This is a genomic window from Duganella aquatilis (assembly GCF_009674565.1).
GTDB lineage: Bacteria > Pseudomonadota > Gammaproteobacteria > Burkholderiales > Burkholderiaceae_D > Rugamonas > Rugamonas aquatilis.
This window is the reverse complement of the sequence record NZ_WKJL01000002.1, coordinates 319,868-332,581: the sequence shown is the minus strand read 5'-3', so window position 1 is coordinate 332,581 and position 12,714 is coordinate 319,868. Positions and strand designations below refer to the sequence as shown.

16 protein-coding genes are annotated in these 12,714 nt (G+C 62.8%); 14 read left to right on the top strand and 2 right to left on the bottom strand.

Annotation, left to right across the window (positions count from 1 at the left end; genetic code table 11):
- The first annotated feature begins 56 nt into the window (after window positions 1-56).
- From tyrS to GJ698_RS05840, 13 genes are all read left to right on the top strand, one after another.
- On the top strand, window positions 57-1,310 hold the full coding sequence (tyrS, locus tag GJ698_RS05900) for a tyrosine--tRNA ligase (protein WP_154356674.1): 1,254 nt from the start codon (window positions 57-59) through the stop codon (window positions 1,308-1,310).
- Window positions 1,307-1,753 carry a D-aminoacyl-tRNA deacylase gene (gene dtd, locus GJ698_RS05895; RefSeq protein WP_154356673.1) on the top strand — a complete coding sequence of 149 codons (447 nt, stop codon included), beginning with the start codon at window positions 1,307-1,309 and terminating at the stop codon, window positions 1,751-1,753. Before tyrS ends, dtd begins: the two co-directional genes overlap by 4 nt.
- Complete coding sequence (locus GJ698_RS05890) at window positions 1,754-2,200, top strand: YbhB/YbcL family Raf kinase inhibitor-like protein (protein ID WP_154356672.1); 447 nt, start codon at window positions 1,754-1,756, stop codon at window positions 2,198-2,200.
- Window positions 2,197-2,847 (top strand): histidine phosphatase family protein, encoded by a 651-nt coding sequence (locus tag GJ698_RS05885; protein WP_154356671.1) that lies wholly within the window; start codon window positions 2,197-2,199, stop codon window positions 2,845-2,847. The genes GJ698_RS05890 and GJ698_RS05885 overlap by 4 nt, the downstream gene beginning before the upstream one ends.
- A gap of 120 nt (window positions 2,848-2,967) precedes the next feature.
- The gene (gene dusB, locus GJ698_RS05880) at window positions 2,968-3,984 is read left to right on the top strand and encodes a tRNA dihydrouridine synthase DusB (protein ID WP_371865149.1); all 1,017 of its coding nucleotides are present in this window, start codon (window positions 2,968-2,970) and stop codon (window positions 3,982-3,984) included.
- Between the two features lie 111 nt (window positions 3,985-4,095).
- On the top strand, window positions 4,096-4,329 hold the full coding sequence (locus tag GJ698_RS05875) for a helix-turn-helix domain-containing protein (RefSeq protein WP_072788986.1): 234 nt from the start codon (window positions 4,096-4,098) through the stop codon (window positions 4,327-4,329).
- Between the two features lie 84 nt (window positions 4,330-4,413).
- Window positions 4,414-6,000 (top strand): bifunctional phosphoribosylaminoimidazolecarboxamide formyltransferase/IMP cyclohydrolase, encoded by a 1,587-nt coding sequence (gene purH / locus GJ698_RS05870; protein ID WP_154356670.1) that lies wholly within the window; start codon window positions 4,414-4,416, stop codon window positions 5,998-6,000.
- Window positions 6,001-6,069: 69 nt separating this feature from the next.
- The gene (ruvC, locus tag GJ698_RS05865) at window positions 6,070-6,627 is read left to right on the top strand and encodes a crossover junction endodeoxyribonuclease RuvC (protein ID WP_154356669.1); all 558 of its coding nucleotides are present in this window, start codon (window positions 6,070-6,072) and stop codon (window positions 6,625-6,627) included.
- A 28-nt stretch (window positions 6,628-6,655) separates the two neighbouring features.
- Window positions 6,656-7,234, top strand: coding sequence for a Holliday junction branch migration protein RuvA (ruvA, locus tag GJ698_RS05860; RefSeq protein ID WP_154356668.1), 579 nt, complete (start codon window positions 6,656-6,658; stop codon window positions 7,232-7,234).
- A 573-nt stretch (window positions 7,235-7,807) separates the two neighbouring features.
- Complete coding sequence (ruvB, locus tag GJ698_RS05855; RefSeq protein ID WP_154356667.1) at window positions 7,808-8,866, top strand: Holliday junction branch migration DNA helicase RuvB; 1,059 nt, start codon at window positions 7,808-7,810, stop codon at window positions 8,864-8,866.
- Window positions 8,866-9,324: a YaiI/YqxD family protein gene (locus tag GJ698_RS05850; RefSeq protein ID WP_154356666.1), complete on the top strand. Its 459-nt coding sequence runs from the start codon at window positions 8,866-8,868 to the stop codon at window positions 9,322-9,324. The genes ruvB and GJ698_RS05850 overlap by 1 nt, the downstream gene beginning before the upstream one ends.
- Window positions 9,317-10,243: a LysR family transcriptional regulator gene (locus tag GJ698_RS05845; RefSeq protein WP_154356665.1), complete on the top strand. Its 927-nt coding sequence runs from the start codon at window positions 9,317-9,319 to the stop codon at window positions 10,241-10,243. Before GJ698_RS05850 ends, GJ698_RS05845 begins: the two co-directional genes overlap by 8 nt.
- Window positions 10,244-10,319: 76 nt before the next feature.
- Complete coding sequence (locus GJ698_RS05840) at window positions 10,320-11,069, top strand: SDR family oxidoreductase (protein WP_154356664.1); 750 nt, start codon at window positions 10,320-10,322, stop codon at window positions 11,067-11,069.
- Here the strand turns inward: GJ698_RS05840 and GJ698_RS05835 are convergent, their stop codons facing one another.
- Entirely contained in the window at window positions 11,070-11,441 is a 372-nt protein-coding gene (locus GJ698_RS05835; RefSeq protein WP_154356663.1) for a YbaN family protein, read from the bottom strand. It abuts the gene before it with no gap.
- A 69-nt stretch (window positions 11,442-11,510) separates the two neighbouring features.
- On the opposite strand from GJ698_RS05835, the gene GJ698_RS05830 reads away from it, so the two are divergent.
- Window positions 11,511-12,272, top strand: a complete 762-nt coding sequence (locus GJ698_RS05830) for a ThuA domain-containing protein (protein ID WP_154356662.1) — start codon at window positions 11,511-11,513, stop codon at window positions 12,270-12,272.
- Here GJ698_RS05830 and GJ698_RS05825 read toward each other — a convergent pair whose 3' ends face one another.
- Window positions 12,273-12,713, bottom strand: coding sequence for a DUF2147 domain-containing protein (locus GJ698_RS05825; RefSeq protein ID WP_154356661.1), 441 nt, complete (start codon window positions 12,711-12,713; stop codon window positions 12,273-12,275). It abuts the gene before it with no gap.
- Window position 12,714: the final 1 nt, after the last annotated feature.

The following is a 12,714-nucleotide window of genomic DNA, read 5'->3' as shown; positions in this document are numbered from 1 at the left end:
TTATAACAAACTCCTGAAGCTGACTACCTTTTTCTGAAAAATACGCTAAAAAAATTATGACTACTCCTTCTTCGATACCGCCGGCTCCCTCTAAAGCGTTGCCATTGTCCGACAACGTGCAAGAGGCCCTCGCCATCACCAAACGCGGTGTCGACGAGTTGCTGATTGAAAGCGAGTTCGCCCAAAAGCTGGCGCGCTCCGAACAAAGCGGCGTCCCGCTGCGCATCAAGCTGGGCCTGGACCCCACCGCGCCGGACCTGCACCTGGGCCACACCGTGGTGCTGAACAAGATGCGCCAGCTGCAGGACCTCGGCCACCAGGTGATCTTCCTGATCGGCGACTTCACCTCGATGATCGGCGACCCGTCCGGCCGCAACGCCACCCGTCCGCCGCTGACCAAGGAGCAGGTCGAGCAAAACGCGATGACTTACTTCAAGCAAGCCTCGCTGGTGCTGGACCCGGCCAAGACCGAAATCCGCTACAACTCCGAATGGTGCGACCCGCTGGGCGCGCGCGGCATGATCCAGCTGGCCTCGCGCTACACCGTGGCGCGCATGATGGAGCGCGACGATTTCACCAAACGCTTTAAAAATGGCACGCCGATCGCCGTGCACGAATTCCTGTACCCGCTGATGCAGGGCTACGACTCGGTGGCGCTGAAGTCCGACCTGGAACTGGGCGGCACCGACCAGAAATTCAATTTGCTGGTGGGCCGCGAACTGCAAAAGGACTACGGCCAGGAACCTCAGTGTATTTTGACCATGCCTCTGCTGGAAGGTTTGGACGGCGTTGAAAAAATGTCCAAATCGAAGAACAACTACATCGGCATCACCGAGCCGGGCAACACCATGTTCGCCAAGATCATGAGTATTTCCGACGACATGATGTGGAAATACTTCAATCTGCTGTCGTTCCGCTCGATCGCCGATGTGGCGGCCTTGAAGGCGGAAGTGGAAGGCGGCAAGAACCCGCGCGACGCCAAGGTGGCGATCGCCCAGGAAATCGTGGCGCGCTTCCATTCGCAGCAGGCGGCCGAAGATGCGCTGGCCGACTTCGTCAACCGCTCGAAAGGCGGCATCCCGGACGACGTGCCGGAAGTGGCGCTGGGCGGCGCGCCGCTGGGCATCCCGCAACTGCTGAAGGCGGCCGGCCTGTGCCCGTCGACCTCGGAAGCGATGCGCATGATCGACCAGGGCGGCGTGCGCCTGGACGGCACCGTGCTGAGCGACAAGGCGCTGAAGATCGAGGCCGGCACTTTCGTGCTGCAAGTCGGCAAACGCAAGTTTGCCCGCGTGACCCTGAGCGCATGATCGCCCTGCTGCAACGCGTGAGCAGCGCCAGCGTGGTGGTGGAGGGCGCCACCATCGGCGCCATCGACGCCGGCCTGATGGTGCTGGTCTGCGCCGAGCGCAACGATACGGAAAAGGATGCGGACACGCTGCTGACAAAGCTGCTCGGTTACCGCGTGTTCGCCGACGATGCCGGCAAGATGAACCGCAGCGTCACCGACACCCAGGGCGGCCTGCTGCTGGTGCCGCAGTTCACGCTGGCGGCGGACACCAAGTCCGGCACCCGGCCGTCGTTCACGCCGGCCGCCGCGCCGGCCGACGGCCTGCGCCTGTTCAGTTATTTTGTCGAACAGGCGCGCCTCAAGCACGCCAGGGTGGAAACGGGCCAGTTCGGCGCCGACATGAAAGTGTCGCTGACCAACGATGGTCCGGTCACCTTCTGGCTGCAAACCAACGCCAGGTAAATGAAGCTGACCAGCGATACCTTCCGCAACCGCGCCGCCATGCCGGCGGCGTGCGCCTTTGTGGCGGGCGGCAACCGCAGTCCGCAACTGCGCTGGAGCGAGGTGCCGGCCGGCGTCGCCTCGCTGGTGGTGCTGTGCATGCTGGGCGATGCGCCGGACGGCGATGTGTTTCACTGGGGCGCGGTGGATATTCCGCCGTCGCAGGCGTCGGTTGCCGAAGGCGCCAGCGAGGCATTGCGCCAGGGCCTGAACGACTTCGGCACGGTCGGGTATCATGGCCCCTTGCCGGTGCGGAATGAAACGCACCATTATATTTTTCGCATCTACGCGCTCGACGTGGCGCGGCTGGCACTGCCGGCGCGCTTCAGCTGTGCCGATGTATTGACCGCCATGTATGGCCATATCGTCGACGAAGCACAGCTGATCGGCACTTATACACACATATGACTGACACCACCATTCTGCTGATCCGCCACGGCGAGACGGCCTGGAACGCCGTGCGCCGCCTGCAGGGCCACATCGATATTCCCTTGAACGAAGAGGGCGAACGCCAGGCCGCGGCGCTGGCGCGCGCGCTGTCCGCCGAAAAGATCGACGCCGTGGTCTCCAGCGACCTGCAGCGCGCCGTGCAGACCGCGCAGGCGGTGGCCGCGCAGCACGCCGGCATCGCGCTGCAAACCGACGCCCAGCTGCGCGAGCGCGCCTACGGCGTGTTCGAAGGCATGCTGTACCAGGACATCCAGGACGAATACCCGGCCGACTTCACCCTGTGGCAGGCGCGCGATATCGACGCCGTGATGCCGCACGGCGAGCGCATGGCGGAAAGCTTCCGCCAGTTCTACGAGCGCGTCATCGGCGCGCTGCGCAAGGTGGCGGCGCGTCATCCGGGCCGGACGGTGGCCGTGGTGGCCCACGGCGGCGTGCTGGAATGCGCCTACCGCGAGGCGCGCGGCATCCAGCTCGACAGTCCGCGCGATTTCCAGGTCAAGAACGCCAGCGTCAACCGCTTCATCGTCGAGGACGGCAAGTTGGTGCTCACTAGCTGGGGCGAGGTGGGCCACCTTGCGCCGGCCGCCATGGACGACGTGATCTGAAGCGGCGCTTATAAAGTCAAGACTGCACATTTGCCGAATTCATAAAAAATAGTGCTTATTATTTGAGCAGGGCTTCGGTTAAAATAGAAGGTTCCTTCTCCCGACATTCAGGTATCGTCAGTGCAAATCGGCCCTCATTTACTGCGTAACAACGTTTTTGTCGCTCCCATGGCGGGGGTGACGGATCGTCCTTTCCGCCAGCTGTGCAAAGAGCTGGGCGCGGGCTATGCGGTGTCTGAAATGGCGGCCTCCAATCCGCGCCTGTGGGCCACGGAAAAGAGTTCGCGCCGCACCGACCACACCGGCGAGATGGAGCCGAAGGCGGTGCAGATCGCCGGCGCCGACCCGCAGGACCTGGCCGATTGCGCCCGCTTCAACGTCGAGCGCGGCGCGCAGATCATCGATATCAATATGGGCTGCCCGGTCAAGAAGGTGTGCAACGCCTGGTGCGGCTCGGCCCTGCTGCAGGACGAAGAGCTGGTCAAGCGCATCGTCGATGCGGTGGTGGGCGCGGTCGATGTGCCGGTCACGCTGAAGTTCCGCACCGGCTGGGACCGCGAGAACAAGAACGCGCTGAACATCGCGCGCATCGCCGAGGACGCCGGTATCGCCATGCTGACCCTGCATGGCCGCACCCGCGCCGACGGCTACAAGGGTGACGCCGAGTACGACACCATTGCCGCCGTCAAGAAATCGGTTTCAATTCCAGTCGTGGCCAACGGCGACATCACGTCGCCGGAAAAAGCCAGATTCGTGCTGGACTACACCGGCGCCGACGCCGTCATGGTGGGCCGCGCCGCGCAGGGCCGTCCGTGGATTTTCCGCGAGATCGACCATTACCTGCGCACCGGCAAGCACCTGCCGGCGCCGTATGTCGACGAGGTGCGCGCGCTGATGGATGAACACCTGCGCGGCCACTACGCCTTCTACGGCGACTATCTCGGTGTGCGCACGGCGCGCAAGCACATCGGCTGGTATGTGCGCGACCTCCAGGGCGGCGAGGCGTTCCGGCAGAAAATGAACCTGCTGGAATCCGTCGAAGAACAGTTGCTTGCCGTAGACCAATTCTTCGAATCCCAGTGGACCTACGGCGAACGGTTACAATACCGCCTCGCTGAAGATTTGCAGGCAGCCTGAACGGCTCCGAGAGTATAAAAAAAGTCACATCATCAGAAGGGTAAACGTTTCCAGCCACAAGCCGGAGCGATTTACCAGCGTCAACAGATTAATTAGCCGAACGACAAGAAAATGAGCAAAGAAAGTATCCAGGAAGTAGTCCAGAAGAGTCTCGAAGAATACTTCGCCGACCTGGGCGAGCAACAGGCATCGAACATCTACGACATGGTTGTGCTGACCGTTGAAAAACCGATACTGGAAGTGGTTATGACCCGTGCCGACGGCAATCAGTCGCACGCCGCGCAGATGCTGGGCATCAACCGCAATACCTTGCGCAAGAAATTACAGGAACACGGCCTGCTGTAAAAGCGCCCGTTCTATCCGGCATGAAGTGGCTGGGGACAGCCGCTGTTGCTGACCGAATATTTAACCACCTCGTCTTTCATCGCCATGATTAAACAAGCTCTCATCTCCGTCTCCGACAAAACCGGTGTGCTGGACTTCGCGCGCGCGCTGTCCGCCATGGGCGTCAACATCCTGTCGACCGGCGGCACCGCCAAACTGCTGGCCGATAACGGCGTCGCCGTGACCGAAGTTGCCGACTACACCGGTTTCCCGGAGATGCTGGACGGCCGCGTGAAAACGCTGCATCCGAAAGTCCACGGCGGCATCCTGGCCCGCCGCGATTTCCCTGAGCACGTGGCCAAGCTGGAAGAGCACAACATTCCCACCATCGACATGGTGGTGGTCAACCTGTATCCGTTCCAGGCCACTGTGGCCAAGGACACCTGCACGCTGGACGACGCCATCGAGAACATCGACATCGGCGGTCCGGCCATGCTGCGTTCGGCTGCCAAGAACCACAAGGACGTGGTGGTGATCTGCGATCCATCCGACTACGGCGTGGTGCTGGCGGAAATGAAGACCACCGACAATGCGCCTGGCTATGTCAGCTACGATACCCGTTTCACGCTGGCCACCAAGGTCTACGCGCACACCGCGCAGTACGACGGCGCCATCGCCAACTACCTGACCAGCCTGGATGCGACCCGCGCCCACGGCAGCCGCAGCGCCTATCCGAAAACGCTGAACGTGGCGTTTGAAAAAGTGCAGGACATGCGCTACGGCGAGAACCCGCACCAGTCCGCCGCGTTCTACCGCGACGTGACCAAGACCGAAGGCGCGCTGGCCAACTACAAGCAGCTGCAAGGCAAGGAACTGTCGTTCAACAACATCGCTGACGCCGATGCGGCGTGGGAATGCGTGAAGAGCATGGGCGGCTTCGACCAGTCGGCGGCCTGCGTCATCGTCAAGCACGCCAATCCGTGCGGCGTGGCGCTGGGCGCGAACGCGGCCGATGCGTACAAGCGCGCGCTGCAAACCGACCCGACGTCGGCGTTTGGCGGCATCATCGCCTTCAACGTGGAAGTCGATGGCGTGGCGGCGACCGAGCTGGCCAAGCTGTTCGTCGAGGTGCTGATTGCGCCGTCGTTCACCGCCGAAGCCAAGCAGATCCTGTCGGCCAAGCAGAACGTGCGCCTGCTGGAAATCCCGCTGGGCAATGGCGTCAACGCGATGGACTTCAAGCGCGTCGGCGGCGGCCTGCTGGTGCAGTCGGCCGACGCGAAAAACGTGATGCTGGCCGATGTCAAAGTCGTCAGCAAGAAGCAGCCTACGCAGCAGGAACTGCAGGACATGATGTTTGCCTGGCGCGTGGCGAAGTACGTGAAATCGAACGCGATTGTCTTCTGCGGCAATAACATGACGCTGGGCGTCGGCGCTGGCCAGATGAGCCGTATCGACTCGGCCCGCATCGCGTCGATCAAGGCGCAGAACGCCGGCCTGTCGCTGGCTGGTTCGGTGGTGGCGTCGGATGCCTTCTTCCCGTTCCGCGATGGCCTGGACGTGGTGGTCGATGCAGGCGCGACCTGCGTCATCCATCCGGGCGGCTCGATGCGCGACCAGGAAGTGATCGATGCGGCCGACGAGCGCGGCGTCGTCATGGTGTACACGGGCACGCGCCACTTCCGTCATTAATTCACGGCTGACTCCGTTTAAAAAGCCCGCAAGCTTGCGGGCTTTTTCTTTACTGCATACAATCCATCAATGATTATTCTCGGCATCGACCCAGGCTTGCGGACTACCGGCTTTGGCGTCATCCACAAGCAGGGCGGCAAGTTGCGCTACATCGCCTCGGGCACCATCAAGAGCGGCGAGGGCGACCTGCCGACGCGGCTCAAGGTGATCCTGGACGGCGTGGCCGAAGTGGCGCGCGTCTACCAGCCCGAGTGCGCGGCCATCGAACAGGTGTTCGTCAACGTCAATCCGCAATCGACTTTGCTGCTGGGCCAGGCGCGCGGCGCGGCGATCTGCGCGCTGGTGTCGGCCGAACTGAGCGTGGCCGAGTATTCGCCGACGCAGGTCAAGCAGGCCGTGGTCGGCACCGGACGCGCCGTGAAAGCGCAGGTGCAGGACATGGTGGCGCGCCTGCTGTCGCTGCCGGGTTTGCCGGGCACCGATGCCGCCGATGCGTTGGGCGTCGCCATCTGCCACGCCCACAGCCGCGAAACGCTGACCTTGATCGCTGGTGCAGGCGCCGGTTCCGGTGCGGCCAGCGGCCCGCTGGCGGGCTTGCGCATGCGTCGCGGCCGGCTGGTCGGTTAATTCTTCCCCAATTTAAAGGTTAAACACGATGATCGGTCGTCTCTCCGGTATTTTGCTTGAAAAAAATCCGCCGCAATTGTTGGTGGATGTGGGCGGTGTCGGCTATGAAGTCGACGTGCCGATGAGCACCTTCTACAACCTGCCAGGTGTGGGCGAGAAAGTGGTGCTGTTCACGCACCAGGCGATCCGCGAGGATGCGCATTTGCTGTTCGGCTTTGGCAATGCCGAAGAGCGCGCGGTGTTCCGCCAGCTGATCAAGATCACCGGTGTCGGTGCGCGTACCGCGCTGTCCATCCTGTCCGGCATGTCGATCGCCGACCTGGCGCAGGCGGTGACGCTGCAGGAATCGGGCCGCCTGGTCAAAGTGCCCGGCATCGGCAAGAAGACCGCCGAGCGCCTGCTGCTGGAGTTGAAAGGCAAGCTGGGCGCGGACATCGGCGCCGGCGGCGCGCACGCCGTGCCGGATTCGCAATCGGATATTTTGAACGCGCTGCTGGCGCTGGGCTACTCCGACAAGGAAGCCCTGCTGGCGCTGAAAACCGTCCCTGCCGGCAGCGGCGTCTCCGACGGCATCAAGCAAGCCCTCAAAGCCCTCTCCAAAGGCTGATCCGCCTCAAACGCATCACCAGCGGCTCCCCCTAAGCTCGATCAACGAGCCAAGCGGAGCCGCCACCATGCCGCAAGCAACGCGCTATCCCTGGAACCACTTCCCGCCGGTCTACATACACGCCTCCAGGTAGTTTTCTCTGGGCGTGTTACGGTCGGTTTGAATTACTTTTTGGTGGATGATTTTGTGAGTCATGGCGGAACTCTCGCCAACTTGCGTGGTCATATCCTTGCGCAGAAAGGCTACGTGCTCGGCGCGACGGTTTTGGCCGGCAATGATTATTCGGCAGAGTTGGCACTTTCGGATGGCAAACTGGCGGCGCTACGGAGGCAGCATGGACATATCAAATATTGGTGGCGACAGCGATTCGGATTCGGATTTGAATCCCTCACCGCGTCAGAGTCCCGATTTCTCAGCCGCGCTCGAACGATTGAGGGGCTCCGTGAGAGCCTGGGAGGAATTGCTCGCTGAATGCAAGGTGGAGCCGCTGGTCTTGATATCAGTTCCTCCTCATCCTGCAAACCCCGCCCAAACTCGACTAAGCCGATCGCCGAGGCAGGGTAAAATGGTGGGATGAGCATCCAGACCGACAACTTTACCGAACAGCGCATCATCGATGCCGCCCCGTCCTCGCCCAACGAAGAGGCGATCGAGCGCGCGTTGCGCCCCAAGCATCTCGATGAATATGTCGGGCAGTCCAAGATCCGCGATCAGCTGGAAATCTTCATCTCCGCCGCCCGCAAGCGCCAGGAAGCGCTCGACCACACGCTGCTGTTCGGCCCGCCAGGCCTGGGTAAAACCACGCTGGCCAACATCATCGCGCGCGAGATGGGCGTCAACCTGCGCCAGACTTCCGGCCCTGTGCTGGAACGGCCCGGCGACCTGGCCGCCATCCTGACCAACCTGGAAGCCAACGACGTCCTGTTCATCGACGAAATCCACCGCCTGTCGCCGGTGGTCGAAGAGATCCTGTACCCGGCGCTGGAAGACTACCAGATCGACATCATGATCGGCGAAGGCCCGGCGGCGCGCTCGGTCAAGCTCGACCTGCAACCGTTCACGCTGGTCGGCGCCACCACCCGCGCCGGCATGCTGACCAATCCGCTGCGCGACCGCTTCGGCATCGTCGCCCGCCTGGAGTTCTACAACACCAGCGAGCTGACCCAGATCGTCACCCGCAGCGCCGCGCTGCTGAAAGCCGCCATCGATCCCGAAGGCGCGCACGAAATCGCCCGCCGCGCGCGCGGCACGCCGCGTATCGCCAACCGCCTGCTGCGCCGCGTGCGCGACTATGCCGAAGTGAAGAGCAACGGCGAAATCACCAAGGCCGTGGCCGACGCCGCGCTGGTCATGCTCGACGTCGACACGGTCGGCTTCGACGTCATGGACCGCAAGCTGCTGGAAGCGGTGCTGTACAAATTCGGTGGCGGCCCGGTCGGCATCGGCAACCTGGCGGCGGCCATCGGCGAGGCGGCCGACACCATCGAAGACGTGCTGGAACCCTATTTGATCCAGCAAGGCTTCCTGCAACGCACGCCGCGCGGCCGCGTCGCCACGCCGGCCGCCTACAAGCACTTTGGCGTGACGCCGCCGCGCATCAGCCCCAACGGCGAATTGTGGAGCGATCTGTAATGCAGATCTGGGTCGACGCCGACGCCTGTCCCGCCGTCATCAAGGAAATTCTCTACCGCGTGGCCGACCGCATGCAGATGCAGGTCACGCTGGTGGCCAACCAGCTGCTGCGCGTGCCGCCGTCGCGCTTCATCCGCTCGGTGCAGGTGCCGTCCGGCACCGATGTGGCGGACCAGGAAATCGTGCGCTTGCTGGAAGCGGGCGACCTGGTCGTCACCGGCGACATCCCGCTGGCGTCGGACGTGCTGAAGAAGGGCGGCTACGCGCTCAACCCGCGCGGCGAGTTCTACACCAACGACAACATCGCGCAGATGCTGACCATGCGCGCTTTCATGGACGAGCTGCGCGGCAGCGGCGTCGACACCGGCGGCCCGGCTGCCTTCAGCCAGTCCGACCGGCAGAGTTTCGCCAACAGCCTGGACCGCCACTTGGCCAAGCACAAGCGCAGCAATGGATGAACTGCGCGCCATCTCGACCTTTATCCGGGCTGCCGAACTGGGCAGCTTCAACAAGGTCGCCGAAGCGCAGGGCACCACGCCGCAGGCCGTCAGCAAGACCATCCGCCAGTTCGAGCAGCATCTCGGCGTGCGCCTGTTCCACCGCACCACGCGCAACAGTTCGCTGACCGAGGAAGGCCAGCGCCTGCTGGAATCGATCAAGCCCAGCATGGACGGCGTGGTCGGCGCGCTGGCCCGCGCCCGCAGCGCCGCGCGCGAGGACGAAGGCACGATACGCGTGGCCGCCTCCGGCTCGATGGGGCGGCGCATCCTGATGCCCTTGCTGGCCGAGTTCCAGCTGAGCTATCCCGGCATCCAGATCGACCTGATCCAGGAAGACGGCTTCAGCGACCTGGTCAACGACCGCATCGACGTCGGCTTCCGTGGCGGCAATGCGCCCGACGCGCAGATCGTCAGCCGCCGCCTGTTCCCGGTGCAGCAGATCGTCTGCGCCTCGCCGGATTACCTGAAGCGCCACGGCACGCCGCGCAGCCTGCCGGATTTGCAGTCGCACCGCTGCACCGCCTACCGCCAGCCCGGCAGCGGCCGGCCGATGGCCTGGGAATTCGAGATTGACGGCGACACCGTGTTCCACCACGTGCAGCCTGTCCTGCTCAGCAACGATCCGGACACCGAGATGCACGCCGTGCTGGCCGGTATCGGCATCGGCCAGATCGACAGCATCAACGCCGCCGCCGCCATCCGCGCCGGGCTGCTGACACCGCTGCTGACCGACTACGTCAGCGCGCGCATGGGCTTTTACCTGTACTTCCCGCAGCGCGCGGACATGCCGGGCCGCGTGCGGCGCTTCGTCGACTTCATCGTCGAGCGCTTGCTCAACAGCCAGGAATTTTATATCAACTTTAAGTTGATGCTGTAACGGCTGATAGCCACTACTTTGGTTGTGCTGGCACGCCTATAGTTCACCTGTCTTTCAACCCAACAGGAGAACTACCATGAACAATCGCGTTGCTGTCATTACCGGTGCTTCGAGCGGCATCGGCCTTTCCACCGCCAAACTGCTGGCCGCACGCGGCGCCAAAGTCGCCTTGCTGGCGCGCCGCAAGGAAGTGCTGGACTACGCTGTCAATGAGATCCGCGCCGCCGGCGGCGAAGCGCTGGCGCTGGCGGTCGATGTCACCGACCAGGCTTCGGTCGAGGCCGCTGCGGCCGCAGTGGAGAGCGCTTACGGTCCGGCCAACCTGGTCTTCAACAATGCCGGCGTGATGCTGCCGGGCGCCATCGAGGCGTGTGAAACCGATGCCTGGGAACACCAGATCGACCTCAACGTGACCGGCGTGATGCGTGTGATCTCGGCCTTCGTGCCGCAGCTGGTCAGGAGCGCGGAGCAGGGCGCCACGGTGGACCTGATCAACACCTCGTCCATCGCCGCCCAGAACATCTATCCGTACTTCGCGGTCTACAGCGGCACCAAGGCCTACGTCAGCCACCTGAGCCGCCACCTGCGCGCGGAACTGGGGCCGAAGGACATCCGCGTGTCGCTGATCGAGCCGGGCATCACCGAGACCGAACTGCAAGGCCACTGGACTTTCCAGGGCGCCAAGGACTGGTTTGCCGGCGCGGCGCAGAGCATGGAGTTGCTGCAGCCGCAGGACGTGGCCGAAGTCGTCGCCTTCCTGGCGGCGCAGCCTAAGCACGTGAACCTGCAACAGGTCGTCGTCATGCCGACCAAACAGGCGACGTAGTCACTTCTTATCGATGCGCATGGTGGGGACGAAGCGGGTCAGGTAGAGCGTCACGCAGGCGCCGATCAGCACGACCAGGAGGCGCACCCACAGGTGGTCGGTGCGCCAGATCGAATAGCTCATCGATCCCCACATGAAGATCAGCACCCAGATCTTGCCGCGCAGCGGTATGCCGCGGCCGTTTTCGTAATCGCGCAGATACTTGCCGAAGACGCGGTTGGTTTGCAGCCAGTTGTGCAGTCGCGGCGAGGCGCGCGCGAAGCAGGCGGAGGCCAATAGCAGGAAGGGCGTGGTCGGCAGCAGCGGCAGAAAGATGCCGAGCACGCCCAGTATCACCGCCAGCACGCCTATCGTGTTGAGAATTATTTTCATTTGGCCAAATCGTATCACCTTGGGTTAGACTGTGACAAAATGATAGCGCTAACTTCAATGGAGGAGACGATGAAGAAAATCCTGCTGGCCGTCCTGGCCGGTGTCGTGATGATGTCCAGTGCCTGGGCCGACACGCAGTACAAGATCCTGGTGCTGGCCATGCCGAGCAAATACCACTACGAATACATCCCGGTGGCGCGCGACAGTTTTGAAAAGCTCGGCAAGCTGCATGCGTTCGACATGACCTATACCAACAAGCCGGAAGTCTTCGATGGCGACCTGAGCCAGTACGCCGCCGTAATGTTCCTGAACACGCCGCCGGAAGAGCTCAACGAGGCGCGCCGCAAGAAGTTCGAGGACTACATGAAAGCCGGCGGCAACGCCATGCTGGTGCACCGTTCGCTGATCATTCCGCCGAACACCTGGCCGTGGTTTGAAAAGCTGATCGGCCGCCACGTCGGCACGCATCCGATGCTGCAAACCGGCGTGGCCGATGTGGTCGATAAAAAATTCCCGGCCGCCTTCGGCCTGCCGGACCACTGGATCTGGAGCGATGAATGGTATGTGTTCGACGATCCGTACAAGATCAGTATCAATCCGGTGCTGAACGTCGACGAGAGCAGCTACGACCCGACCAAGATCTGGCCGGGGCAGGTGTCGCACGGCATGGGCAAGGACCATCCGGTGAGCTGGTATCACTACGTGGACAAGAGCCGCGTGTTCGTCACCGCGCTGGGGCATGACGGCAATATGTACAAGGATCCGCAATACCTGGCGCATCTGATGGGTGGCATCTGGTGGACTGCCACCGGCAAGGGCGTCAAGCCGTAATTACTCCTGGCGCACCCAGGTCTGCGAGCGGCCCAGCATCGGTACGCCGATGTAGCCGCGCACGCTGAGTTTCTTGCCGCCGTCGGTCAGGTGCATCTTGCTCTTGTAGACCTTGCCGTTGTTCGGGTCGAGGATTTCGCCGCCGGCGTATTCATCGCCGTCTTTCTTCAGGCCGGACAGGATGGTCATGCCGAGGATGGGCTGGTCCTTGCGCGCGTCGTCGCATTTTTCGCATTTCGGCGACGGGTCTTCGTTCGGCTCGCGGAACAGTTGTTCGATCTTGCCTTGCAGAACACCGTTGTTTTCGGTGATGCGGATCAGCGCCTTCGGCTTGCCGCTGACGTCGTCGATGTTTTTCCACAGGCCGACTGGCGAGCTGCTGTCGGCAAAGGCCGGCGAGATCGACAGTACGGCTGTGGCGATGAAGGCGATGAATTTCATG